Source organism: Caenispirillum bisanense (assembly GCF_900230255.1).
GTDB classification, from domain to species: Bacteria; Pseudomonadota; Alphaproteobacteria; order Rhodospirillales; family Rhodospirillaceae; genus Caenispirillum; species Caenispirillum bisanense_A.
This window is the reverse complement of sequence record NZ_OCNJ01000007.1, coordinates 226,912-249,704: the sequence shown is the minus strand read 5'-3', so window position 1 is coordinate 249,704 and position 22,793 is coordinate 226,912. Positions and strand designations below refer to the sequence as shown.

The 22,793-nt window shown below is 72.2% G+C and carries 24 protein-coding genes; 15 read left to right on the top strand and 9 right to left on the bottom strand.

Annotated elements, in window-relative coordinates; translation table 11 throughout:
- Positions 1 to 10 precede the first annotated feature (10 nt).
- From CRP50_RS16830 to cowN, 8 genes are all read left to right on the top strand, one after another.
- Positions 11 to 1,096: a hemin-degrading factor gene (locus tag CRP50_RS16830; RefSeq protein ID WP_176525225.1), complete on the top strand. Its 1,086-nt coding sequence runs from the start codon at positions 11 to 13 to the stop codon at positions 1,094 to 1,096.
- Positions 1,093 to 2,019: a heme/hemin ABC transporter substrate-binding protein gene (locus CRP50_RS16825; protein ID WP_097280333.1), complete on the top strand. Its 927-nt coding sequence runs from the start codon at positions 1,093 to 1,095 to the stop codon at positions 2,017 to 2,019. The genes CRP50_RS16830 and CRP50_RS16825 overlap by 4 nt, the downstream gene beginning before the upstream one ends.
- Complete coding sequence (locus tag CRP50_RS16820) at positions 2,016 to 3,080, top strand: FecCD family ABC transporter permease (protein WP_097280332.1); 1,065 nt, start codon at positions 2,016 to 2,018, stop codon at positions 3,078 to 3,080. Before CRP50_RS16825 ends, CRP50_RS16820 begins: the two co-directional genes overlap by 4 nt.
- Positions 3,077 to 3,877, top strand: coding sequence for a heme ABC transporter ATP-binding protein (locus tag CRP50_RS16815; protein ID WP_245913507.1), 801 nt, complete (start codon positions 3,077 to 3,079; stop codon positions 3,875 to 3,877). Before CRP50_RS16820 ends, CRP50_RS16815 begins: the two co-directional genes overlap by 4 nt.
- A 148-nt stretch (positions 3,878 to 4,025) precedes the next feature.
- Entirely contained in the window at positions 4,026 to 5,489 is a 1,464-nt protein-coding gene (gene guaB, locus CRP50_RS16810) for an IMP dehydrogenase (protein WP_097280330.1), read from the top strand.
- Between the two features lie 113 nt (positions 5,490 to 5,602).
- Positions 5,603 to 6,937 carry an RsmB/NOP family class I SAM-dependent RNA methyltransferase gene (locus CRP50_RS16805; protein WP_097280329.1) on the top strand — a complete coding sequence of 445 codons (1,335 nt, stop codon included), beginning with the start codon at positions 5,603 to 5,605 and terminating at the stop codon, positions 6,935 to 6,937.
- 85 nt (positions 6,938 to 7,022) lie between these two features.
- On the top strand, positions 7,023 to 7,721 hold the full coding sequence (locus CRP50_RS16800) for a PAS domain-containing transcriptional regulator (protein ID WP_097280328.1): 699 nt from the start codon (positions 7,023 to 7,025) through the stop codon (positions 7,719 to 7,721).
- 142 nt (positions 7,722 to 7,863) lie between these two features.
- Positions 7,864 to 8,169, top strand: a complete 306-nt coding sequence (cowN, locus tag CRP50_RS16795) for a N(2)-fixation sustaining protein CowN (protein WP_097280327.1) — start codon at positions 7,864 to 7,866, stop codon at positions 8,167 to 8,169.
- On the opposite strand, the gene CRP50_RS16790 is transcribed toward cowN, so the two are convergent.
- The gene (locus tag CRP50_RS16790; RefSeq protein ID WP_097280326.1) at positions 8,166 to 8,684 is read right to left on the bottom strand and encodes a D-glycero-alpha-D-manno-heptose-1,7-bisphosphate 7-phosphatase; all 519 of its coding nucleotides are present in this window, start codon (positions 8,682 to 8,684) and stop codon (positions 8,166 to 8,168) included. The two genes, cowN and CRP50_RS16790, sit on opposite strands and share 4 nt — an antisense overlap.
- A gap of 117 nt (positions 8,685 to 8,801) precedes the next feature.
- Here CRP50_RS16790 and CRP50_RS16785 point away from each other — a divergent pair, with 117 nt between their 5' ends.
- Entirely contained in the window at positions 8,802 to 10,271 is a 1,470-nt protein-coding gene (locus CRP50_RS16785; protein ID WP_176525224.1) for a TrkH family potassium uptake protein, read from the top strand.
- Positions 10,272 to 10,274: 3 nt separating this feature from the next.
- Entirely contained in the window at positions 10,275 to 10,958 is a 684-nt protein-coding gene (locus CRP50_RS16780; protein WP_097280324.1) for a potassium channel family protein, read from the top strand.
- Here CRP50_RS16780 and CRP50_RS16775 read toward each other — a convergent pair.
- From CRP50_RS16775 to CRP50_RS16755, 5 genes are all read right to left on the bottom strand, one after another.
- The gene (locus tag CRP50_RS16775) at positions 10,943 to 11,635 is read right to left on the bottom strand and encodes an ABC transporter ATP-binding protein (RefSeq protein WP_097280323.1); all 693 of its coding nucleotides are present in this window, start codon (positions 11,633 to 11,635) and stop codon (positions 10,943 to 10,945) included. The genes CRP50_RS16780 and CRP50_RS16775 overlap by 16 nt on opposite strands.
- Entirely contained in the window at positions 11,629 to 12,375 is a 747-nt protein-coding gene (locus CRP50_RS16770) for an ABC transporter ATP-binding protein (RefSeq protein ID WP_097280322.1), read from the bottom strand. Before CRP50_RS16770 ends, CRP50_RS16775 begins: the two co-directional genes overlap by 7 nt.
- Complete coding sequence (locus CRP50_RS16765; RefSeq protein ID WP_097280321.1) at positions 12,359 to 13,351, bottom strand: branched-chain amino acid ABC transporter permease; 993 nt, start codon at positions 13,349 to 13,351, stop codon at positions 12,359 to 12,361. Before CRP50_RS16765 ends, CRP50_RS16770 begins: the two co-directional genes overlap by 17 nt.
- Complete coding sequence (locus tag CRP50_RS16760) at positions 13,351 to 14,235, bottom strand: branched-chain amino acid ABC transporter permease (protein WP_097280320.1); 885 nt, start codon at positions 14,233 to 14,235, stop codon at positions 13,351 to 13,353. The genes CRP50_RS16765 and CRP50_RS16760 overlap by 1 nt, the downstream gene beginning before the upstream one ends.
- Positions 14,236 to 14,298: 63 nt before the next feature.
- On the bottom strand, positions 14,299 to 15,471 hold the full coding sequence (locus CRP50_RS16755; RefSeq protein WP_097280319.1) for an ABC transporter substrate-binding protein: 1,173 nt from the start codon (positions 15,469 to 15,471) through the stop codon (positions 14,299 to 14,301).
- A 167-nt stretch (positions 15,472 to 15,638) separates the two neighbouring features.
- Here CRP50_RS16755 and CRP50_RS16750 point away from each other — a divergent pair, with 167 nt between their 5' ends.
- From CRP50_RS16750 to CRP50_RS26370, 3 genes are all read left to right on the top strand, one after another.
- Positions 15,639 to 16,310: a trimeric intracellular cation channel family protein gene (locus CRP50_RS16750; protein ID WP_097280318.1), complete on the top strand. Its 672-nt coding sequence runs from the start codon at positions 15,639 to 15,641 to the stop codon at positions 16,308 to 16,310.
- A 71-nt stretch (positions 16,311 to 16,381) separates the two neighbouring features.
- On the top strand, positions 16,382 to 17,104 hold the full coding sequence (locus CRP50_RS16745) for a hypothetical protein (protein ID WP_097280317.1): 723 nt from the start codon (positions 16,382 to 16,384) through the stop codon (positions 17,102 to 17,104).
- Positions 17,105 to 17,109: 5 nt separating this feature from the next.
- A complete protein-coding gene (locus CRP50_RS26370) occupies positions 17,110 to 17,898 on the top strand; it encodes a DnaJ domain-containing protein (protein WP_097280316.1) in 789 nt (262 codons plus the stop codon).
- Positions 17,899 to 17,911: 13 nt separating this feature from the next.
- Here CRP50_RS26370 and CRP50_RS16735 read toward each other — a convergent pair whose 3' ends face one another.
- From CRP50_RS16735 to CRP50_RS16725, 3 genes are read right to left on the bottom strand one after another with little or no spacing between them, the layout of a single operon-like run.
- Positions 17,912 to 18,979, bottom strand: a complete 1,068-nt coding sequence (locus CRP50_RS16735; protein ID WP_097280315.1) for a response regulator — start codon at positions 18,977 to 18,979, stop codon at positions 17,912 to 17,914.
- Complete coding sequence (locus CRP50_RS16730; protein WP_176525223.1) at positions 18,976 to 20,772, bottom strand: sensor histidine kinase; 1,797 nt, start codon at positions 20,770 to 20,772, stop codon at positions 18,976 to 18,978. The genes CRP50_RS16735 and CRP50_RS16730 overlap by 4 nt, the downstream gene beginning before the upstream one ends.
- The gene (locus CRP50_RS16725; RefSeq protein ID WP_217992063.1) at positions 20,769 to 21,290 is read right to left on the bottom strand and encodes a molybdopterin-dependent oxidoreductase; all 522 of its coding nucleotides are present in this window, start codon (positions 21,288 to 21,290) and stop codon (positions 20,769 to 20,771) included. The genes CRP50_RS16730 and CRP50_RS16725 overlap by 4 nt, the downstream gene beginning before the upstream one ends.
- Before the next feature lie 516 nt (positions 21,291 to 21,806).
- On the opposite strand from CRP50_RS16725, the gene CRP50_RS25230 reads away from it, so the two are divergent.
- On the top strand, positions 21,807 to 22,100 hold the full coding sequence (locus CRP50_RS25230; RefSeq protein WP_141415183.1) for a hypothetical protein: 294 nt from the start codon (positions 21,807 to 21,809) through the stop codon (positions 22,098 to 22,100).
- A gap of 70 nt (positions 22,101 to 22,170) precedes the next feature.
- Positions 22,171 to 22,776, top strand: coding sequence for a DUF4870 family protein (locus CRP50_RS16715; RefSeq protein WP_097280312.1), 606 nt, complete (start codon positions 22,171 to 22,173; stop codon positions 22,774 to 22,776).
- Positions 22,777 to 22,793 lie beyond the last annotated feature (17 nt).

Below are 22,793 nucleotides of genomic sequence, written 5' to 3'. Positions count from 1 at the left end.
AAGTGCGACCATGACCATGCACCCCGCCAGCCTCGCGGCCTTGAGTGAGGCCTGGTCTTCCGTTCACGCCGGCACGGCCGAGCAGCGGCCGCGCGACCTGGCCGCGAGCCTCGGCCATCCGGAGGCGCAACTGGTCGCGGCAGGATCGCCGGCGACCGGCGTGCGGCGTCTGGAGGGGGGGCGCTGGGCCGAGCTGATCCACGCCCTGCCGGAGGTCGGCGAGGTCATGGTCCTGACCCGCAACGATCACGCCGTCCACGAAAAGACCGGCTGCTTCGGCAACGTGCGGGGAATGGGCGGCGCCATGCTGGTGCTGAACGACGCCGTCGACCTGCGCCTGTTCCTGTCGGTCTGGCACAGCGGCTTCGACGTCACCACGACGGGGCTGCACGGCGAGCGCCGCAGCCTTCAGATCTTCGACGTCCACGGTGATGCCGTCATCAAGATCTACCGGACCGCCAACACCGACGCGGCGGCCTTCGACGCCCTGTGCGGGCGGTTCCACGACGCCGAGGCGGGGCCGGCCCTGCTGACCCTCGACCCGGCGCCCGCCCGCGACCTGCCGCCACCCGACGACGCGGTGGACATGGAGGTGCTGCGCACCGGGTGGCGCGACCTTCAGGACGTCCACGATTTCCGGCGGCTGCTGAAGGATGCGGGCGCGTCGCGGCACCAGGCGCTGCGCCTCATCGGCCCCGAGTTCGCCGAGGAAGTCACGCCGGACGCCCTGTCGCGCACCCTGACCCTGGCGGCCGATCAGGCCGTTCCCATCATGGTCTTCGTCGGCAACCGCGGCTGCGTGCAGATCCACAGCGGCCCGGTGAAGAAGATCGTCGAGATGCGCGGCTGGACCAACGTGCTCGACCCCGGCTTCAACCTGCACGTCGTCACCGCCGCCACCGCCACCGCCTGGGTGGTCCGCAAGCCGCAGGCCGACGGCGTGGTGACGGCGCTCGAACTCTACGACGCCGACGGCCGGAACTTCGCCATCCTCTATGGCGTGCGTCCCGCCGGTGTGCCGGAGAGCGACGCCTGGCGGGCGGTGCTGGAAACGCTGCCGCGCCTTCCGGAAGGCGGGCGGACGGCGGCCGCATGATGGCTGTCCTCCGTCCCGGGCTGCAGCGCCATGCCGTCACCCTCGCCTTCGTCGCCCTGGTGGCGGGCGGGCTGTCGTCGCCGGTCGCCGCCGGCACCGCCGTCGATGCCGCCGGGCATACCGTTGGCGTGACGGCGCCGGCGCGCGTCGTCAGCATCGGCGGCCCGGTGTCCGAGATCATCGCCGGCCTCGGCAAGGCGGACACGGTGGTCGCCGTCGATTCGACGACCACCTATCCCGCCGTCTACGAGGGCCTGCCGCGCGTCGGGTACCTGCGGGCGCTGGGCGGCGAGGGCCTGCTGTCGCCGGGCCCCGACCTGGTGATCGCGCAGAACGACGCCGGCCCCGACGAGGTGCTGGCGCAGGTGGCGGCGGCCGGCGTGCCCGTGCTGCGCCTGCCGCCCGCCAACGATCTGGCGGCGCTGGAGGACGTCATCGGGCGCATCGCCGCCATCCTGGACACGCCCGCCGCCGGGGCGGAGCTGGTCGCCGCGCTGCGGGCCGACGTGGCGCGGCTGCCGACGGCGCCGGCGCCCGATGCGCCGGCCGTCCTGTTCCTGCTCATCGGCCACGGCGGCGCGCCCATGGCGGCGGGGCGCGACACGCCCATTCACGCCCTCATCGAGGCGGCCGGCCTGCGCAATGCCTTCGCCGCCGCCACGGGATGGAAGCAGATCTCCACCGAGGCGCTGCTGGCGGCGGCCCCAGCCGGGCTGATCGTGTCCGAGCGCACGCTGGAGATGCTGGGCGGCAAGGCCGGCCTGCTGGCGCAGCCGGTGCTGGCACCGCTGGCGGACATCGCGGCACGGCCGGTGGTCGCGGTACCGTCGGCGCTGCTCCAGGGCCTCGGGCCGCGTATGCCCGAGGCGGCGCGGCGGCTCGCGGAGGCTTTCGGAACCGCGACCGCGGGGGCGCCGCGATGATCCTGGGCGACACCCTGCTGCGGCAACCGACCCGCCTGCTGCCCCTGCTCGCCGGTGTCGCCGCCGTCAGTGCGGTGGCAGCGGTGCTGTTCGGCGGCGTGACCCTCGGACTGGCCGACGTCGCCGCGGTGTTCGGCGACTGGGTGGGTCTGGTCGAGAGCGACCCGGTCGACCCGGCGGCCCAGGCGGTGCTGGAAGTGATCCGCGTGCCGCGCGTGCTGCTCGCCTGTTGTGTCGGGGCGACGCTCGGGGTCGGCGGCGCCGTCATGCAGGCGCTGTTCCGCAACCCGCTGGCCGATCCCAGCCTCATCGGCGTGTCGGCGGGCGCGGCGGCGGCGGTCGCCGTGACCATCGTGCTGACGGAGGTGGCGGGCACGCTGCTCCCCCTGCCGCGCGCCTGGCAGATGCCCGTGGCGGCGTTCCTCGGCGGCCTCGTCACCACGGCGGCCGTCTATGCCCTGGCCCAGGGCAACGGCCGCACCTCGGTGGCCGGCATGCTGCTGGCGGGCATCGCCCTCAACGCCGTCGCCAGTGCCGTGGTCGGGCTCATGAGCTACCTCAGCGACGACCAGCAATTGCGCCAGCTGTCCATGTGGAGCATGGGCAGCCTCGGCAGTGCCGCGCCGGGCACGCTCACGCCCGCGCTGACGCTCATGTTGGTGTCGACGCTCGGCGGGGTGCTGCTGTGGCGGCCGCTCAATCTCATGCTGCTCGGCGAGGCGGAGGCGTTCCACCTGGGCGTCGCCGTCGACCGCCTGAAGGCCGTGGCGGTGGTGCTGGTCGCCATCGGCGTCGGCGCCTCGGTGGCGGCCGCCGGGCCGGTGGCGTTCGTCGGGCTGGTGGCGCCGCATCTGGTGCGGCTGCTCGGCGGCTCCGACCATCGGCTGGTGCTGCCGGGCGCCGCCCTGCTGGGGTCGGCCATGGTGTGCCTCGCCGACCTGGTGGCGCGGACCGTGGTGCTGCCGGCGGAAATGCCGGTGGGGCTGGTGCTGGCGGGCGTCGGCGGACCGTTCTTCGTCGGCCTGCTGATCGTGGCGCGGCGCCGGGGGGACTGGGCATGAGCATGACCCTGCACCTCGACCGCGTCAGCCTGCGCCTGCGCGGCAAGGCCCTGGTGGAGGACGTGACCTGCGCCCCGCGCCCCGGCCGGGTGACGGTGATCCTCGGCGCCAACGGTGCCGGCAAGTCGACGCTGCTGCGCCTGATGGCCGGCGACCTGGCCCCCACCGCCGGCTCCGCGACCTTCGCCGGCCTGCCGCTCACCGCCTGGCGGCCCGGCGACCTCGCCCGGCGCCGCGCGGTCATGCCGCAGCAGACCCGCCCCCTGCCGCTGCGCGTCGCCGAAGTGGTGGCGCTCGGGCGGGCGCCGCACCGCCGGCAGTCCTCGGCGGCGCAGGATGCCCGGGTGGTGGCCGAAGCCCTGGAGCAGGCGGAGATCGGACACCTCGCCGACCGCGTCGTCGCCAGCCTGTCGGGCGGCGAGCGGCAGCGGGTCAGCCTCGCCCGCGCCCTGGCCCAGTTACCGCCGCCGGCGGTGCGCGACGAGGCCGTCCTGCTGCTCGACGAACCGACGGCGGCGCTCGATCCGGCCCACCAGCACGCGGTGATGGCCGTCGCCCGCCGGGTGGCGGCGGACGGCGTCGCGGTGGTGGCCGTGCTGCACGCCATGACCCTGGCGCTGCGCTACGGCGACGACGCCCTCCTGCTGCGGGACGGCCGGCTGCTGGCCGGCGGATCGGCGGCGGCGGTGCTCACCGAGGCGCACCTGAGCGCCACCTACCGCTGCCGCGTGCGTCTGCTGGCCGACCCCGTCACCGGCGGCCATGTCGCCGTCAGCGAGCCGGCGACCGCCGCCTGACCGCGCCGCCCGCCGCCGCCGCCGGTGTTTCATTGCGTGCCGGCAGCCCTGCGCGAAACGCTTGACAGATCATTTTCCAGTTGCTTGAGGCGGGGGTGTTTCTGTGTATATTGGCGCGCACCTTGAGTCGTCCCCCTGGAGAGGTGCCATGATCTTCCCCGAAGCCCTGACCTTCGACGACGTGCTGCTGGTGCCCGCGGCATCCAGCGTGCTTCCCGCCGAAGCCGACACCCGCACCCGCCTGACCCGCGGGGTGGAGCTGAACATTCCGCTGGTGTCCGCCGCCATGGACACGGTGACGGAAAACCAGCTCGCCATCGCCATGGCGCAGAACGGCGGCATCGGGGTGATCCACAAGAACATGGACATCGAGGTCCAGGCCGAGGAAGTCCGCCGCGTCAAGCGCTTCGAGTCCGGCATGGTGGTCAACCCCCTGACCATCACCCCCGACGCCAGCCTCGCCGACGCCCTGCAGATGATGGCCGACAACCGCATCTCGGGCATCCCGGTGGTGGAGCGCGGCAGCGAGAAGCTGGTCGGCATCCTCACCAACCGCGATGTCCGCTTCGCCAGCGACATGGCGCAGCCCGTCTCCAGCCTCATGACCCACGAGAACCTGGTGACCGTGCGTGAGGGCGTGACCCGCGACGAAGCCAAGCGCCTGCTGCACAAGTACCGCATCGAGAAGCTGCTGGTGGTCGACGAGGCCTACCGCTGCATCGGCCTGGTGACCGTGAAGGACATCGAGAAGGCCACCACCTACCCGAACGCCTGCAAGGACGCCAGCGGCCGCCTGCGCGTCGCCGCCGCCACCGGCGTCGGCAAGGACGGCATCACGCGGGCCGAGGCGCTCATCGCCGCCGGCGTCGACGTGGTGGTGGTGGATACCGCCCACGGCCATTCGCGCGGCGTCATCGATGCCGTGCGCACCATCAAGCAGGCCTCCAACACCGCCCAGATCATCGCCGGCAACATCGCGACGCCCGAAGGCGCCAAGGCGCTGATCGAGGCCGGCGTGGACGCCGTGAAGGTGGGCATCGGCCCCGGCTCCATCTGCACCACCCGCATCGTCGCCGGTGTGGGCGTGCCGCAGCTGTCGGCCATCCTGGAAGTGGTGGCGGAAGCCCGCAAGCACGACGTGCCGGTCATCGCCGACGGCGGCATCAAGTTCTCGGGCGACTTCGCCAAGGCCATCGCCGCCGGCGCCGACTGCTGCATGGTGGGCTCGCTGCTGGCCGGCACCGACGAGGCGCCGGGCGAGGTGGTGCTCTACCAGGGCCGCAGCTACAAGGCCTATCGCGGCATGGGGTCCGTCGGCGCCATGGCGCGCGGCTCGGCCGACCGCTACTTCCAGCAGGAAGTGCGCGACAACCTGAAGCTGGTGCCGGAAGGCATCGAGGGCCGCGTTCCCTACAAGGGTCCGGTCAGCGGCATCATCCACCAGCTGCTCGGCGGTCTGAAGGCGGCCATGGGCTACACCGGCAACGGGACGGTCCACGACATGCAGCGCAACTGCAACTTCCGCCGCATCACCAACGCCGGCCTGCGCGAAAGCCACGTCCACGACGTCGCCATCACCGCCGAAGCGCCCAACTACCGCATCAGCACCTGAGCGGCGTATGAGCATCGTCCGTCATGCCCCGCCCGGTGCGGGGGCGTGACGGCGCGGGCGGGATGCCCTACATCCCGCCTTCCATCTCCTTTTGTCGAAACGGTTCCCCTTTCATGCACAACGCCGCCCGCCTGCAAGCCGCCATCGAACTGCTGGCCGAGATCGAGGCCGTGCCGCGGCCGGCGGACGGGACGGCATCCGCCTATTTCCGCGACCGCCGCTTCATCGGGTCCAAGGACCGCCGCGCCATTTCCGACCGCGTGTGGGGCGTGCTGCGGCGCTGGGCCAAGCTGACGTGGTGGCTGCATTGGGGCGCCATGCGCACCGGCCGCGACATCAAGCTGACGGCGCGCCACCGGGTGCTCGCCGATCTGATGATCACCGACCACCTGAAGGCCGACGAGGACCTCATCGGCCTGTTCACCAGCGACCGCCACTGCCCGGACCGCCTGTCCAACAGCGAAATGGCCATCGCCCGCGCCATCCAGGGCCGCCCGCAGTGGTCCAAGGACATGCCGCCGGCGGTGCGCTTCGAGGTGCCGGACTGGATCTGGAGCCGCTTCGCCGGCCTGTATGGCGAGGAGGCCGAGCGCGAACTGTCCGCCATGCTCGACGAGGCGCCGGTCGACCTGCGCGTCAACACCCTGAAGACCGACCGCGCCACCGCCGCCGCCGCCCTGGAGGCCGAGGGCGTGCGGGTGGAGCCGACACGCCTGTCGCCGCTCGGCCTGCGGGTGCGGTCGGGCCGGGTGAACCTGGGCGGCCTCAAACTGTTCAATGATGGACTGGTGGAGGTGCAGGACGAAGGCTCGCAGCTGGTCGCCCTGCTCACCGACGCCCGCCCCGGCATGGCCGTGGTGGACTTCTGCGCCGGGGCCGGCGGCAAGACCCTCGGGCTCGCCGCCGCCATGGCGAACAAGGGTCGGCTGGTGGCCTGCGATGTGTCCGAGGGGCGGCTGGAACGCTCCGCCGTGCGCCTGAAGCGGGCCGGCGCCCACAATGTGACGCGCCGGGTGCTGTCGAGCGAGCAGGACAAGTGGGTGAAGCGCCAGGCCCGCACCTACGATCGCGTGCTGGCCGATGCGCCCTGCACCGGCACCGGCACCTGGCGCCGCAACCCCGATGCCCGCTGGCGCCTGACCGCCGAGCATCTGGAGGACCTGAAGGGCCGCCAGGCGAGCATCCTGCAAAGCGCCGCCCGCCTCGTGAAGCCGGGCGGCCGGTTGGTCTACGCCACCTGCTCGGTGCTGCCCGAGGAGAACCGCGGGCAGATCGACGCCTTCCTGGCGCAGCACGCCGAGACGTTCCGCCTCAAGTCGGTCGGTGAGGTGTGGGCCGAGGTCATCGGCTCCCCCACCTGTCCGGGCGACGGCGAGACGCTGCGCCTGACGCCGTGCCGCGACGACACCGACGGCTTCTTCGTCGCGGTGCTGGAACGCACGGCTTGAGTCCACACGGTCGGTAGGGCTTCCCTTCGCGCCCGGCGCCGCCCATGATGGCGGCGTCGCGCCGGGCAGGGCAGGGGGCCGCACCGTGAGTGATTTCGCCTACCGTCTGAAGACCACCGAGATCGGTGCCATCGTGCTGGCCGCCGACCTGACCGTGCGGTCGGTGAGCGGGTCGGTGGCGACGCTCCTGCGCGTCGCGCCGGAGCGGCTGGTCGGGCGCCCGCTGCTCGACATGCACCCCGGCGAGGCGCGCGCCCGCGTCGAGCTGCTGCTCGCCCAGGCGCAGCAGGCGCGTGAGGCGGCGGCCTCCATGATGGTCCCCTATCCCGGCCGCACCATCCACGTGCGGGTCTGCCCGCTGGCAGGCGGCGAGGCGGGGTTCGTGGTTGTGCTGCACGGGCTGGACGACGACGCGGCGGGTCTGCGGCCGACCGACCCGCAGCCGGGGCGCTTCCTGCTGAAGCTGCCGGTGGAGAGCGGCGGCATCACCCTGTTCCTCGATCCGGAAGCGGCCTTCTTCATCCAGGCCGAGGGCCACTACAGCCGGGTCCATGCGGCCGGTGGTAGTCATTTCTGCACCTTGCCGCTCGCCGACCTGGAACGGCGGCTCGATCCGGCCGTCTTCTTCCGGCCGCATCGCAGTTATCTGGTCAACCTGCGCCACGTCGGCGGGTTCCGGCGGCGGGAGACGGGGGCGGAGCTGGTGCTGGCGCGCCCGGAGGGGCAGGCGGTGCCGGTCAGCCGGTCGCGGGTGGCGGCCCTGAAGGACGTGCTGGCGGTGTGAGCCGCCGCCGTTCGTGCCGGCGGGCGGTCGCTCGCGCAGCGGGTGCGCCGGTCGTGCGGCGGTGTCTTGTCAGGCGTCGGGCGGCCCGTAAGGTGCTCGTGGCCCCCGCCCCGGACACCGCCTCATCAGGGATCGCGGCACCATGAGCACGACCACCGACACCACCGCCACCGACCGCTACGTCAGCTTCTCCGGCATCGACTGCGAGGGCAACACGGCCAAGCTGCTGGCGCGGGTCTTCCACCACATCGACGACCCGGCCAAGACCAACGCCTTCTGGGAGAAGTTCCGCGCCGAGGTTCAGGCCGCCGATGACGTCCACGAACGCAAGTTCGACGGCCTATGCCTGGTCTGCGCCCGCGTCGGCATCCTCTACGAGCTGTTCGAGCAATACGACGACGACGAGGGCGTCGCCCTGCTGGAGCGGATCGAGAACGAGTGCTGCTAGGCCGCCAGAAGCCGCCGCACCACCGCCGCCAGATCGCCCTCGGTGTAGAGGTGCCCCGCGATGCCGGCGGCGGCGGCGGCGTCGAGGTCGCGCTGCTTGTCGCCGATGAGCAGGCTGCGGGCGCGGTCCACCGGCCAGGTCTCCAGCAGGCGCAGGATCATACCAGGCTTCGGCTTGCGGCAGGAGCAGTCGACGGCGAAGTCCGGTACGCTGCCGGTCTTCAGGTGGGGGCAGAACTCCCAGGCGTCGACGTGGGCGCCGATCTCCGCCAGATCCTGGCCGACGCGGTCGTGCAGGGCCTGCATGGCCGCCACATTGTACATGCCGCGCGCGATGCCCGACTGATTGGTGACGACGAAGACCAACCAACCCGCCTCGTTGAACAGGCGCACCGCCTCAGGCGCGCCCGGCATCCACTCCCAGTCCTCCCAGCGGTGCACGTAGCCGTGGTCGACGTTCAGCACGCCGTCGCGGTCGAGGAAGGCGGCGGGGCGGCGGGGGTCGGTCGGCGGCATGGGGGCGGCGCTCTCTGCTGGCGGGACCTCCGGTTCTAGCTGCCGCGGCGGCAACCGCGCAAGCCTGCCTTCCGTTGCAGACGCGAAGGGTTCCACCACGGACGGATGCGAGGCTTCATGCCGACCAAGGGCGCGGCGACGCTGGCCCGGCCCATTCGCCCCGCCGTCGTGCTCGGCGCGCTGGGGGAGTTCGCGCCGTCGCTGCTTCTGGCGCCGGGGGTGCCGATCCCGGTGGCGCTGCTGGCGGCGGATTGGCGCACGGCCGGGCGCTGCGCCCTGTCGGTGGCGGTCATCCTGCTGCAGTGGGCGGTGGCGCGCCGCCGCTGGCCGAGCCCCGGCCCCGACGTGCGGCGCAACGAGGCGCTGGTGATCGCCGCCCTGTGCTTCCTGCTGGCCAGCGCGGCGCTGGTCTGGCCGCTCATGCCGCCCGGCATCCCGCCCGGTTCGGCGGTGTTCGAGGCGGTGTCGGCCATCACCTCGACGGGCCTCTCCACCTTCGGCAACATCGACGACCGCGGCGTCGCCGTGCAGTTCGTGCGGTCGTGGGGGCAGTGGTACGGCGGCCTCGCCATCCTGGTGCTGGCCCTGGCGCTGACCGTGCGGCCGGGCGGGCTGGCGGTGCGGCTCGGCAATCAGGAGGCGGCGCGGCAGGACTTCCTGGGCTCGACCCGGTCCCGCGCCATGCGGGTGCTGGTCATCTACGTCGCCCTTACGGTGCTGTGCATCGCCGTATTGTGGGCGGCCACCGGCTCGTGGCGGCAGGGCCTGATGAACGGGCTGACGGCCGTTTCCACCGCCGGCTTCGCCACCCAGCCGTCGAGCCTCGCCGGCTGGAACCCGACGGCGCAGGCGCTGGCCATCGTCTTCTCGGTCGCCGGGGCGGTGTCGCTGCTGTTCTGGTACCGGCTGGCCGAGGACGGCTGGCGCCACCTGCTGCGCGACCGCGAGGCGCAAATGCTGATCGCGCTCATCGTCGCCGGCGCCCTGCTGGCCCTGCTGACGGAAGTGAGCGCCCGCACCGGCGGCCTCGGCAGCATAGACTGGAGCCTGGTCGGCACCGTCGCCTTCGCCTCGGCCAGCGCCCAGTCGACCACCGGCTTTTCCATCGTGCCGGCCACCGCTTTCGCGCCGGCGACGCAAGTGGTGCTCATCGGCCAGATGATGGTCGGCGCTGACATGGGCTCCACCGGCGGCGGCATCAAGGTGGCGCGCTTCCTGGTGCTGCTGGTGGTGGTGCGGCGCGCCCTGCTGGAAACTTCGCTGCCCGAGCATGCGGTGGCGCCGCCGCGCCTGCGCGGCAAGCCGGTGGACCCGGCGACCATCACCTCGGCGCTCCTGGTGGTGTGCCTCTACGTGGCGACGGTCACCGTCGCCTGGGGCCTTCTGACCGCCCTGGCCGTGCCGCCCCTGCCGGCGCTGTTCGAGGCGGTGTCGGCCACCTCCACCGTCGGCCTCAGCGCCGGCGTCGCCGGACCGGACGCCACGACGGCGGTGAAGATGGTGCTCGCCGCCTGCATGCTGCTCGGGCGCATGGAGTTCCTGGCGCTGCTCGTGGTCTTCATGCCCCACACCTGGAAGGGAGGCTGATCCATGCGCGTCGTCCTCATGGGCGCGAGCGACCTCGCCCTCGCCATCGCCCGCATGCTGCTGGACCGCGGCCACGACGTGGTGCTGGTGGAAAAGCGGCGGGAGCGCATCGACGAGATCGCCGAAGGCCTCGACGCCGGCTTCCTGCACGGCAGCGGCAGCCACCCCGACGTGCTGCGCGACGCCCAGCCGGAGAGATCGGACGTGCTGGTCTGCCTGTCCGACGACGACGACGACAACCTGCTGGCCGCCCTGGTCGGCCGCTCGCTCGGCTTCAAGCGGGTGGTGCCGGCCATCCGCGACGCCGGGTTCCTGCCCATCTGCGAGGAACTGGGGCTGGAGGACGTGCTGCTGCCCACCCGCACCATGGCGCGCCACGTGGTCGACCTGGTCACCTGCGGCGCCGATGCCGACCTCGCCGGGTTCGTTGGCGGCAATGTGCGGTTCTTCTCCTTCGAGGTGACGGAGGAGACCGGCCGGCGCTGCGGCGACCTCGACCTGCCGGCGGGCACGCGGCCCATCGTCGCGCAGCACGGCGACGATGCCCGCCTGTGCGAGCCGGACACGCGGCTGCGGCCGGGCGACCGGGTGCTGCTGGTGACGCGGGCCGAGCACCTGACCGACCTGCGCCAGCGCTTCCCGCCGCGCCACGTGCGCCGGCGGGAGGAGCGTCAGACCGCCAGGTGACGGCGCTGCAACTCGGCGTCGGCCTGCAGGGCGGCGGTGGCGCCGGTCCAGGCGATCTCGCCCTTGGTCAGGATCACCGCCCGGTCGGCCAGCGCCAGGATCGCCTGCAGGCGGCTGTCGGCGAGCAGGATGGCCTGGCCCTCGTCCTTCAGGCGGGCGAGCGTCGCCCAGATCTCGCGGCGGATGACGGGCGCGAGCCCCTCGGTCGCCTCGTCGAGGATCAGCACGCGCGGATCGGTGAGCAGCGCCCGGCCGATGGCGAGCATCTGCTGCTCGCCGCCCGACAGCTGGTTGCCGAAGTTGCTGCGGCGCTCGGCGAGGCGGGGGAACAGGGCGTAGACGTCGGGCAGGCTCCAGCGGCCGCCGGGCACGGCGGTGGCACGCAGGTTCTCCTCGACCGTCAGGGTCGGGAACACCCGCCGCCCCTCCGGCACCAGGCCGAGGCCGAGGCGGGCGCGGCGGTGGGCGGGCAGGGCGGTGACGTCGGTGCCGCCCATGTGGATGCGCCCCGCCATGGCCGGCAGCAGGCCCATGAGCGCCTTGACGGTGGTGGTCTTGCCCATGCCGTTGCGGCCGAGCAGGGCGACGATCTCGCCTTCGCCGACGCTCAGGTCGACGCCGTGCAGCACGCGGGCGTCGCCGTAGCCGGCGCACAGGCCGGCGGCTTCGATCAGCATGCCTCGTCCCCCTCGCTCAGGTAGGCGCGGCGCACCTCCGGATCGTCGCGGATGGCGGCGGGCGGGCCGCTGGCGATGACGCGGCCGTCGACCAGCACGGTCACCACGTCGGCCAGTTCGAACACCACGTCCATGTCGTGCTCCACCAGCAGGATCGCCATGTCGGGCCTCAGGCCGCGGATGACCTCGGTCAGGCTGCGGGTCTCGGTGGCGCCGAGGCCGGCCATGGGTTCGTCCAGCAGCAGCACGCGCGGCCGGCAGGCCAGCGCCATGGCCATTTCCAGCAGGCGCCGCTGGCCGTGGGCGAGCTGACCGGCGCGGGTATGGGCGAGGTGGCCGATGCCGAGGCGGTCGAGCGCCGCTTGCGCCGGGTCGGTCAGGCCGCGGTCGGTGGCGGCGGGGCGCCAGAAGCGGGCATGGTGGGGCCGGGCGGCCATGACCGCCATGGCGACGCTCTCGCGCGCCGTCATTTCGGGGAACAGGGCGGAAATCTGGAACGACCGGGCGATGCCGAGCCGCGCCCGCGACGCCTCGTCCAGTCCGCCGATGGGGCGGCCGTCGAGCAGGACCTGCCCCTCGTCGGGCGTCAGCGAGCCGCCGAGCTGGGCCAGCGCCGTCGACTTGCCGGCGCCGTTGGGGCCGATGAGGGCGTGGATGCGGCCATGCTCGACGGTCAGCGACAGGCCGTCGGTGGCGACGATGGCGCCGAAGCTCTTGCGCAGGTCACGGGCTTCCAGCACGGCCGCCTCCCTTGCCGAGGCGCGCCACCAGGCCGGCGATGCCGCCGCGCGCGAACAGCACGATCACCACCAGCAGCGGGCCGAGGATGATGGGCCAGTGCTCGGTGATCTCCCGCAGGCCCTCTTCCAGGCCGAGCAGGACGACGGCGCCCCACACCGCGCCCGACAGGCTGCCGATGCCGCCCAGGATGACGATGACCAGAAGCTCGCCGGAAATGGTCCAGTGGCCCATGCCGGGCGAGACGAACTCGTCGACGTTGGCCATGAGCGCCCCGGCGACGGCGACGATGCCGCCCGAGACGGCGAAGGCGCCCACCTGATAGGCCAGAGGCCGGTAGCCGAGCGCCCGCATGCGTGCCTCGTTCTGGCGGGCGCCGTCGAGCACCCGGCCGAAGGGAGCGGCGCGCAGGCGCTTCAGCACCACGAAGGCGACCACCAGCAGCGCGAGGCAGAGGAAGTGCAGGACGATGCGGTCGGCCGTCTCGAAGCCGGCCAGCGTGTTGTGGCCCCACCACATGGATATGCCGTCGTCGCCGCCGTAGGACGTCAGGCCGACGAGGCCGTAATAGACCATCTGCGCCAGCGCCAGGGTGATCATGATGAAGTAGGCGCCGCGGGTGCGCAGCGACACCCAGCCGAAGGGCAGGGCGATCACGGCGCCGACCACGAAGGCGAGCGGCAGGCTTATCAGCAGATCGTTCCAGCCGGGCAGGCCGAAGAACGGCGTCGGGCTGCCGTCGTAGGCGTGGTGCGAGCCGATGCCGACCACGTAGCCGCCGAGCGCGAAGAAGGCGGCATGGCCGAGGCTCACCATGCCGCCGACGCCGAGGATGAAGTCGAGCGCCATGGCGGCCAGCGCGAAGACGGCCATGCGGGTGAACACCGGCACCAGCCAGTCGGCGCCGGCCAGGGTCGCCGCGACGGGTGCGGCCGCCAGCACGGCGAAGGGCAGGGCGTCGCGGAGAACTGCGCGCATCAGGGCTTCCGTCCGTAAAGGCCGGTCGGGAACAGCGCCAGCACCACCGCCATGACCAGGAAGATGAGCATGGACGACAGCGCCGTGCCGGCATCGCTCACCTTGGGCAGGTAGACGCGGCCCAGCGTGTCGGTGATGCCGACCAGCAGCGAGCCGGCGACGGCGCCCTTCAGGGATCCGATGCCGCCGATCACCACCACCACGAAGGCGAGAATGAGGATGGGTTCGCCCATGCCCGACTGGATGGCGAGGAACGGCCCCGCCAGCACGCCGGCCAGCCCCGCCAGCAGGGCGCCGAGGGCGAAGACCAGCGTGTAGAGCCGGCCGATGTCGACGCCGAGCGCGCCAATCATCTCGCGGTCCACCGATCCGGCGCGGATGCGCATGCCGACCCGCGTGCCCTGCACCAGCCACGCCAGGCCGAGCATGACCAGCGCGCCGGCGGCGATGACCGCGAGGCGGTAGACGGGGTAGGGGGCGCCGGGCACGATCTCGACGAAGCCGTTGAGCGCCTCCGGCACGTCCAGCCGCATGGGTCGGATGCCCCAGATCAGGCGCACCAGCTCGTTGAAGAACAGGATCAGGCCGAAGGTCGCCAGCACCTGGTCCAGGTGGTCGCGGGTGTAGAGCCGGCGCATGACCACCAGCTCGATGGCGACGCCGGTGACGAAGGCCGCCCCGGCGCCGGCGACGAGGCCGAGCAGCCACGATCCGGTGACGCCGGTGGTCCAGGCGGCGACGTAGGCGCCGGCCATGAACAGCGAACCGTGCGCCAGGTTCAGCAGGTTCATGATGCCGAACACCAGCGTCAGGCCCGAGGCCATGAGCAGCAGCGTCACCGACAGCTGGACGCCGTTGAGGAGTTGTTCGAGGAAAAGCAGCATGGCGGCATCACCGGCGCCGCCGGCCGATCCCGCGAGGGGCCGGCCGGCAGGGGGCCGTCATGCTCACTTCATGTCGCATTCGGCGGCATAGGCGTCGACGTGGTCCTCGAAGCCCTTGGTGGAGACGCGGTTGGTGATGTTGCCGCTGTCGTCCTTCACCACCTGACGGACGTAGACGTCCTGGATCGGGTGGTTGTTGTTGCCGAACTTGAAGTCGCCGCGCACGGCCTGGAAGTCGGCCTTCTTCATGGCGGCGGCCAGCTTGTCCAGGTCGTCGGTGGACCAGTCGGTCTGCTTCAGGGCGGCGACGATGGCGTTGGCGGTGTCGTAGCCCTGGGCGGCGTAGAGGGTCGGGTACTCGTTGTACTTGGCCTTGTAGCCCTCGACGAACGTCTTGTTGGCGGCGTTGTCCAGGTCCGGCGACCACTGGGAGCCGTTGTAGAAGCCGAGTGCCGCGTCACCGACGGCGTCGAGCAGCGTGTCGTCGAAGGAGAATGCCGGGCCGAGCGCCACCACCTTGTCGGCGAGGCCGGCCTGGGCGAACTGCTTCATGAAGTTGATGCCCATGCCGCCGGGATAGAAGAAGTAGACGGCGTCGGGGTTGGCGTCGCGCAGTTCGGCGATTTCCGCCGCGTAATCGGTCTGGCCGAGCTTGGTGTAGACCTCGCCGGCGACCTCGCCCTTGAACATGCGCTTGAAGCCGCCGACCGAGTCCTTGCCCGCCTGGTAGTTGGGGGCCATCAGGTAGACGCGCTTGTAGCCCTGCTTGTTGGCGTAGTCGCCCATCACCTCGGCGAAATTGTCGTTCTGGTAGGCGGTGTTGAAGTAGCGCGGGTGGCAGCCCTTGCCGGCCAGCGGCGCCGGCCCGGCGTTGGGGCTGACGTAGAGGATGTCGTAGTTGCGCACCAGCTTCGGGATGGTCGCCATGGCGACGTTGGAGAAGATGGAGCCGGTCATGATCTTCACGCCGTCGCGTTCCACCATGCGCTCGGTCAGCTGGGTGGCGTTGGCCGGCTCGAGCCCGTCGTCTTCCACCAGCAACTGCACCCGGTCGGCGACGCCGCCCTGTTCCAGCGCCAGCTCGAAGCCCTTGCGGACGTGGTCGCCCAGGTAGCCGGCGCCGGTCGACAGCGTGGTGACCATGCCGATCTTCACCGGATCGGCCGCCAGGGCGGAGCCGGCGGCGGCGGCGAGAACGGCGGCGGCAGCAGCCGCGACGACGGAGTGTTTCAGCATCGGCGAAAGACCTCCCGGTTCCTTGTTCTTCTCCAGTTGTACCCGAGTCTAGCGCTAGGTTGAAAACGATTTCAGCGGGATGACGGAAGTCTGCGGCCTGCACGGGCTTCCACCCGGCGGTGCGAGAGGGCATTGTCGAAGACCCCGTCACCGTCCGAGTCTCCCCCATGCCCGAGCTGCCGTCCGCCGTCGCCCTGCAAGGCCTCATCGCCGTCCTGGAAGTGCTGGGGGTGGCCGTCTTCGCCATCTCGGGCGCGCTGACGGCGGCGCGCAAGGAGATGGACCCCTTCGGCTTCATCGTGCTCGGCGTCGCGACGGCGGTGGGCGGCGGGACGATTCGCGACCTGGTGCTCGGCCTGCCGGTGTTCTGGGTGGCCAAGCCGCATTACCTCATCACCTGCATCGTCGCCGCCCTGCCGGTGTTCTGGCTCGCCCGCCTGCTCGACAGCCGCTACAAGGCGCTGGTGTGGGCCGACGCCCTCGGCATGGCGCTGTTCACCGTCACCGGCACGCAGAAGGCCCTGGCGGCCGGCGCCGCGCCGTCGGTCGCCATCGCCATGGGCATCATGACGGCGGCCTTCGGCGGCGTCGTGCGCGACATCCTGTGCGGCGAGAGCCCGCTCATGCTGCGCAAGGAGATCTATGCCACCGCCGCCCTGGCCGGCGGATCGCTGTTCGTGGTGCTGCAGGAACTGGGGGCGCCGCGCGAGGTGCAGGCGCTCGCCGCCTTCGCCCTCACCTTCACCGTCCGCGCCCTGGCGATCCTGCGCGGCTGGTCGCTGCCGCACTACCGCCGCCCCGACAAACCCCTGGACGGCCCGCCGAAATGGCGCGAGTGACGCCCCGACATGGTGGAAGCGGAGGCTCCGCCGCCCTATCTGAACGGAACGCAGACGGCCGGGACGACGCCATGACCGCAGACGACGACATGCACACGCCAGCGCCGCGGACCACCGGGTCCGGCGTCGACGCCTTCCTGAAGCGCGTCGCCGCGACTCCGGCACCGCAGCCCAAGGCGGGGCAGAAGGGGCGCCTGCTGTTCGCCCTCGATGCCACCGCCAGCCGCCAGCCCACCTGGGCGCAGGCGAGCCGGCTGCAGATGGAGATGTTCTCGGTCGCCGCCGGGCTCGGCGGGCTGGAGATGCAGGTCGCCTTCTACCGCGGCTTCGGCGAGTTCAAGGCGACGCCCTGGCTGACCGACGGCGACGACCTGCTGCGCCGCATGAGCAAGGTGTCCTGCGTCGGCGGCCACACCCAGATCGCCCGCGTCCTCCGCCATGCCCTCAACCAGACCCGCGAGCGCAAGGTGGCGGCGCTGGTCTTCGTCGGCGACTGCCTGGAGGAGAACCCCGACGAGATCTGCCACCTGGCCGGCGAGATGGGCCTGAACGGCCTGCCTGCCTTCCTGTTCCACGAGGGGCCGGACATGGCGGCCTACGACATCTTCCGCCAGGCTGCCAAGCTGTCGGGCGGCGCCTGCTGCCGGTTCGACGTCAACGCCCCGCGCGAGTTGCGCGACCTGCTGGAGGCGGTGGCGGTGTTCGCTGCCGGCGGCCGCAAGGCGCTCATGGACTACGGCCGCCGCTCGGGCAGCCGCACGGTCCTGCAGATCACCCACCAGATGGGGGGCTGAGGCCGATGCTGCTCGGTGCGGTGATCCTCGGCGTCGGCCTGCTGGTGGCCTTCCTGCTGCTCGGCCAGTGGTACGTGAACGCCCAGCCGCGCGACATCATCCGCGGCCTGAAGCGGGCCGCGGTGGTGCTGCTGCTGCTCGGCGTCGTCGCCCTGGCGGCGACCGGCCGGCTCGGCTGGGCGCTGGCGCTGCTGGCGGGCCTGGCGCCGTGGGCGGGCAAGATCCTGCGGCTGCTGTTCCTCGGCCACCTGCTGCGCCGCTCCGGCCTGTTCGGCGGGCCGGGCGGGTTTTCGACCCCCGGCGGCGGCGGCTTCGGCTTCGGTATGCCGGGCGGCGGCTCGGGCCGGGCGCGCGGGCAGGCGTCGGACGTGATGACCGCGTGGCTCAGCATGACCCTCGACCACGACACCGGCGCCATGGCCGGCCGGGTGCTGCAAGGCCCCTACCTCGGGCGGGAGCTGGACAGCCTGTCGCCCGAGGAACGCCTCGACCTGTGGCGCCAGGTGCAGGCCGACGCCGACTCCGCCCGCATCTACGAAGCCTGGCTCGACCGCGCCGATCCCGACTGGCGGGCGGCCGGCGGCAGTGGTGCTCAGGACGCCCCGCCGCCCGACGACGGCCCCATGACCCGGGGCGACGCGCTGAAGATCCTCGGCCTGACCGAAGGTGCCGACGCCGCCGAAATCAAGAGCGCCTACCGCCGCCTCATGCGCCAGATGCACCCCGACCACGGCGGCTCGTCGTGGATGGCCGCCAAGCTCAACGAGGCGAAGAAGGTCCTGCTGGGGGAATAGGGGCGCCCGCCCCTCACTCCGTCCCGAGCGTCACCGGGTTGCCGGTGAACAGGGCCACCAGGTCGGCCTGCCGGTTGGTGTCGGTCTTGCGGAACAGGCTGCGCAGGTGGAAGGCGATGGTGGTGCGCGCCACGCCGAAGTTCTCGGCGATCTCGTCCAGCCGCTGACCCTCCGCCAGCGCCACCGCGAGGCGCGTCTCGGCCGGCGTCAGGCCGTAGAGGCGGGCCAGCAGGTCGGTCGGGATGCGCGGCTTGCGCTCGGGGTCGGACACGAAGACCACCACCGCCGGCTGGTCCGGTCCGGCGTCGGCCGGGCGCTGCAGCGGGCAGACGAGGGTGACCAGCGACCGCGCGCCGGAGGGCCGCGGCAGGGCGACGCCGCCCTCGCCGTCGCCGGGGGCGGCGCCGCGCTGGGCGGCGGCCAGGGCTTCGTCCACCAGGGCCTTCAGCTGGTTGGTCTCCTTCGGCGTCGCCCCGCGCAGCAGGCCGCCCGACAGCAGCAGGCCGTCCTGCTCGTCCAGGATGGCGCGGCCGGTCTGGTTGGCGAAGACGACGCGCCGCTCCGAATCCAGCAGGAACATGCCGAGCGAGACGCGGTTGAACGCCTCCGTCGCCACCTCGAAGGTGATGCGGGCGGATTTTTCCATCAGTGCCTCGAAGGCTTCCTGGGCCTTCTCGGTCTCGCTCTTCTGCTTCTCGCGCATGCGCTCGACCTGGCCGAGGCGCGACTCGATGGTCGCCAGCATGACGTCGAAGTCGATGGGCTTGGTGAGGTAGTCGTCGGCGCCCGCCCGCTTGCCGGCGATGACGTCGGCGCGCCCCGCCAGTGCGGTCAGGAACACGAAGGGCATGTCGGCGAGGTCGGGGCGGCGGGCGCGCACCTCGTTCAGTACGTCGTAGCCCGACAGGCCCGGCATGGTGATGTCGCACAGCACGATGTCGGGCGTCAGGGTCTCCAGCGCCGCCAGGGCGGCATACCCGTCGCCCGCCTCGGTCACGTCGTAGCCGGCGTCGCGCAACTCGTCGGCGATGTCGGCGCGCAGGCCCGGTTCGTCCTCGACGCACAGGATCTTCTTGGTCATTCCCCGTCTACCCCCTGCAGATGTCCCGGCGCGCCCGCGGTGGCGGGGGCCGGTGCGACCGCGGCCCCCGGCAGGCGCACGGTGAAGGTGGAGCCCTCGCCCTCCCGGGACTCCACTGTGATGTCGCCGCCGTGCAGCCGCACGATGTGGCGCGCGAAAGCGAGCCCGATGCCCGTGCCGGCGATGCCGCTGGCGGTGCGGGCGCGGAAGAAGCGCTCGAACAGGCGCGGCAGCTCGTCGGACGGAATGCCGACGCCGTGGTCGCGCACCGACACGGTGACGTCCGTGCCGACGGCGACGGCGCGGATCTCCACCGCCGTCGGCGCGGCGGAATACTTCACGGCGTTGGACACCAGGTTGGCGAGCGCCTGTTCCATCATGGTGGCGTCCATGCGCACCAGCGCCGGCAGGCCGGCCAGATCCACCACCACGGCGCGGTCCGGCGCGATCTCCCGCTGCCGTTCGGCGACGAAGCGCAAGAGGGCGGCGAGGTCGCTCGGCTGCGGCTCCACCGCCAGTTCGCCGGCGTCCAGGCGGGCGGCGTTGAGCGTGCTGTCCATGAGCGCCGTCAGGCGCAGCACGGCGGAGCGGATCTTGCCGGCGCGGTCGCGCAGTTCCTCGGGCGGGATGGAGTCGGCGCGGCGCAGCAGGCGCTGGGCGGCGGCGTCGATGATGGCCATGGGCGTGCGGAACTGGTGCGACACCATGGACACGAAGCTGCGGTAGAGGTCGGTCAGCCCCTGCGCCCGCGCCAGCGCCTGTTCCAGCGCCTGGGTGGCGTGGATGTAGGGGGTGACGTCGGCGACGCGCACGACGGTGCCGCCGTCGGGCATGCGGCGGATGGAGACGCGGCACCAGCGGTCCTCGGGCAGGCGGACGTCGACGTCGGTGTCGTCGTGCGCCTCGATGAGTCCCGGCACCCCCAACGCCGCCAGCTCGGCCGCCAGGACCGACAGACGGGCGCCGGCGGCGAACAGGCCGCGGCGGGCCGGCAGCAGGGTCTGGATGCCGCCGTTGGCGTGCACCAGCCGGCCGTCGGGGCCGTAGGCGGCGAAGCCGTCCGGCGCGGTGTCGATGGCCGACACCAGCCGTTCCTCCGCCGCCAGCACGTCGGCGGTGCGGGCGGCCACCATGTCTTCCAGATGGTCGCGGTGGCGGGCCAGTTCGGCCTCGGCGGCGGCGCGGTGGCGCAGGCCGCGCAGCAGGCTGAGGGCGAGCACCGTGCCGCTGGCCAGGATGCCGACGCCGTAGGCCAGCAGTTCCAGCATCACCTGCCGGCGCCGGTCGGCCAGTTCGAGGGAGCGGGAGCGATCGGCCAGCATGACGCGGTTGGTCATGTCGCGCAGGGTCATGGCGAGCCCGTGGGCCTGGTGGCGCAGCGCCTCGGCGGCGGTCGGCACCCCGAGCAAGGCCTCTCCGACCCGCGCCTCGATGGCGGTGGCGTCGCGCAGCACGGCCGCCACGGCCGAGCCTTCGCCCAATTCGAGCAGGTACTCGCCCGGCTTGCCCTGGTGCAGGATGTCGATGCGGCTGAGCAGGACATCGAAACGGGTGCGCAGGACCTCGGCGTCCACCTCCGGGTCGCCGGCGGCATGGCGGCCGACGGCGTCGGCCAGTCGCACCGCCTCGAACTGCGCCTGGGCGGCCATCCACACCAGGTTTTCCGGCACTCCGCGCGCGATGTCCTGCTCCATCTCGGCGAGGCGGGCGCCCGACACGACGATGCTGACGACGAAGACCACCACCGCCGCCAGCGACAGCAGGTAGGTCCAGCGTCCGGGTGCGGCGGTCACTCGACCCGCAGGGCGTTCAGTTGCCATACCCATCGATGATCCCTGCGGCCGTCCTGCAGTTCGGCGTGGTCGTCGCGCGGGTACACGATCCACAGCGGTCCCTTGTCGCGCGCCGTCAGGTCCTTGCCGTCCATGCGCAGGGCGAACAGCACGTCGTAGTCGCTGAAGTCGCTGACCGGAATGTCGATGCGGTAGTCGTTGATGGCGATGGCGATGACGGTATCGCCGCGCGCCCCCACCGCCGCCATCACGTCGCGTGCCAGCACCCCCTCGAAGGTATTGACCCCGTCGGTCCAGGTGGTGCCAGTGCGCAGCGCGTGCATGCCGAGTCGCTCCAGCATGGCGCGGTCGAACACCGCCTTGCCGTCGCGGTTGGTGGCGTCGATGGCGCCGTCGACCGTCAGCAGCGGCGCCCCCGACGGCTGCGGCAGCGGCCCGGCGGCGGAAGAGGGGGCGGAGGGAAGGGCCGCGGCCGCGACGCCGATCAGCACCATCAGGGCGAACACCGCACTGCGCACGCGCACGACCTCCTGCAGGGCCGGCCTGGGCAGGGCGGCGGCCGATCGAAAGGCTGGAAAACGGCGGCGATTATGGAACCAGTAGTAGAGACTTGCAAGCGCCCGCCGGGGCTTCTCCCGCCATCCCGTCGGCGCGAGCGCGACGAAAAATAATCGCGCCGCCTGTTCATCCGAACGGGGCCGATGCCCCGTCGCCTTGGCAGATTGGGTTCATCGACGCCGACCAGAGACGGCTTCGAGGTTCAGATGTCCGGCGCCGCCGCGCCCATCACGGCGGCTTCGGGTTCGGGGGATCGGCTTCGTCCAGGGGGAAACGGGGCGAAGCCGGTCTACCCGCCGAGGAATCCGCCGACGGTGCCCGCCCCCCGCGTGGACCCACCGTCGTCGGTAAGTCCGCCGTCTGCCGGCGACCCGCCACCTTCACCCGGCAGACGGCGGCACTCTCTCTCTTCCCCTTCGCGTCAACGAAGCACCTGAGCCCGCCGCGGACGAACGCGGCGGGTGCCTTTTTTGTGCATGCTGTTCAACGAGGCGTTGACCATCCTTCGGTCCCACGGTTCTAATGCCTCCGGAGCATCCTCATGGGTGCGATCCACACCGGAAGACGCAGGGAACAGAACGTTCGGCATGATCCTCCACGACCATCGTAGCAGCCGCGAGGCCGAAGCCTCGGCGCTGGAAGGACCCGGCGACGGCCGGGATTCCCTCGACATCGCTCTCCGCAACCTCGGCCGGGACATCCTCGACGAGCCGGTGCCGCCGGCGCTTTTGAAGCTGCTCGACGCCTTGCCGACGGTGCGGCGCGCGTAAGGCGCCGCCAACCGCTGCCCCTCCGCGAGTGTTGGTCCTGGGAGTGACCACACGACCCAGGAGGGTCCGCATGCCGCAGGACGACCGTCGTCCGCCGTCGGATCGCGTGCCGCCCGAACAGCGGGACGACCGCGATCCACCCCCCGAGCCCCGTGATGCCCACGGTCCGCACGCCGACCCGGCTGCGGGCGGCGGCTATACGGGCCCGGGGCCAGACCATCATCCCCCGCCGCCGGCCGACCGGCCGCTGCCGACCTCGCCGCGCGACGCCCATGGGCCGCACGTCGGGCGCCCCGTCTACGGCGGCGTGTCGCGCGCGGTGACGTGTATCTACGTGCTGTACCTGATCGGCGTCTTCATCCCGATCGTCACCGCCGCCGGCGCCGTCTGGGCCGGCCTGGAGCGCCGCCGGGCGACGGCCGTGGAAGCCAGCCACTACACCTTCCAGATCGGCACGTTCTGGGGGTCGCTGGCCGCCGTGGTCATCGGCGCGCTGCTGAGCTACGCCTACGTCGGGTTCCTCATCCTCGTGCTGTGGGCCTTCTGGATCGTCATCCGGGCCGTCAAGGGCATGACCTGGGCCGGCCGTGGCGAGCCGGTGCCCGAGCCGCAGAGCTGGCTGTTCGGCGGCGGCGGGGCGGAGCGCCCGGGGCCGCGCGGCGAACCGCCGCCGTAAGCCGGCTGCGCCGTCCG

Bases quoted from the DNA above. Each gene is read 5' to 3' on its own strand.
- CRP50_RS16830 (WP_176525225.1), top strand. From the start codon at position 11: ATGACCATGCACCCCGCCAGCCTCGCGGCCTTGAGTGAGGCCTGGTCT.
- CRP50_RS16825 (WP_097280333.1), top strand. From the start codon at position 1,093: ATGATGGCTGTCCTCCGTCCCGGGCTGCAGCGCCATGCCGTCACCCTC.
- CRP50_RS16820 (WP_097280332.1), top strand. From the start codon at position 2,016: ATGATCCTGGGCGACACCCTGCTGCGGCAACCGACCCGCCTGCTGCCC.
- CRP50_RS16815 (WP_245913507.1), top strand. From the start codon at position 3,077: ATGAGCATGACCCTGCACCTCGACCGCGTCAGCCTGCGCCTGCGCGGC.
- guaB (WP_097280330.1), top strand. From the start codon at position 4,026: ATGATCTTCCCCGAAGCCCTGACCTTCGACGACGTGCTGCTGGTGCCC.
- CRP50_RS16805 (WP_097280329.1), top strand. From the start codon at position 5,603: ATGCACAACGCCGCCCGCCTGCAAGCCGCCATCGAACTGCTGGCCGAG.
- cowN (WP_097280327.1), top strand. From the start codon at position 7,864: ATGAGCACGACCACCGACACCACCGCCACCGACCGCTACGTCAGCTTC.
- CRP50_RS16790 (WP_097280326.1), bottom strand. From the start codon at position 8,684: ATGCCGCCGACCGACCCCCGCCGCCCCGCCGCCTTCCTCGACCGCGAC.
- CRP50_RS16785 (WP_176525224.1), top strand. From the start codon at position 8,802: ATGCCGACCAAGGGCGCGGCGACGCTGGCCCGGCCCATTCGCCCCGCC.
- CRP50_RS16780 (WP_097280324.1), top strand. From the start codon at position 10,275: ATGCGCGTCGTCCTCATGGGCGCGAGCGACCTCGCCCTCGCCATCGCC.
- CRP50_RS16775 (WP_097280323.1), bottom strand. From the start codon at position 11,635: ATGCTGATCGAAGCCGCCGGCCTGTGCGCCGGCTACGGCGACGCCCGC.
- CRP50_RS16765 (WP_097280321.1), bottom strand. From the start codon at position 13,351: ATGCGCGCAGTTCTCCGCGACGCCCTGCCCTTCGCCGTGCTGGCGGCC.
- CRP50_RS16760 (WP_097280320.1), bottom strand. From the start codon at position 14,235: ATGCTGCTTTTCCTCGAACAACTCCTCAACGGCGTCCAGCTGTCGGTG.
- CRP50_RS16755 (WP_097280319.1), bottom strand. From the start codon at position 15,471: ATGCTGAAACACTCCGTCGTCGCGGCTGCTGCCGCCGCCGTTCTCGCC.
- CRP50_RS16750 (WP_097280318.1), top strand. From the start codon at position 15,639: ATGCCCGAGCTGCCGTCCGCCGTCGCCCTGCAAGGCCTCATCGCCGTC.
- CRP50_RS16745 (WP_097280317.1), top strand. From the start codon at position 16,382: ATGACCGCAGACGACGACATGCACACGCCAGCGCCGCGGACCACCGGG.
- CRP50_RS26370 (WP_097280316.1), top strand. From the start codon at position 17,110: ATGCTGCTCGGTGCGGTGATCCTCGGCGTCGGCCTGCTGGTGGCCTTC.
- CRP50_RS16735 (WP_097280315.1), bottom strand. From the start codon at position 18,979: ATGACCAAGAAGATCCTGTGCGTCGAGGACGAACCGGGCCTGCGCGCC.
- CRP50_RS25230 (WP_141415183.1), top strand. From the start codon at position 21,807: ATGCTGTTCAACGAGGCGTTGACCATCCTTCGGTCCCACGGTTCTAAT.
- CRP50_RS16715 (WP_097280312.1), top strand. From the start codon at position 22,171: ATGCCGCAGGACGACCGTCGTCCGCCGTCGGATCGCGTGCCGCCCGAA.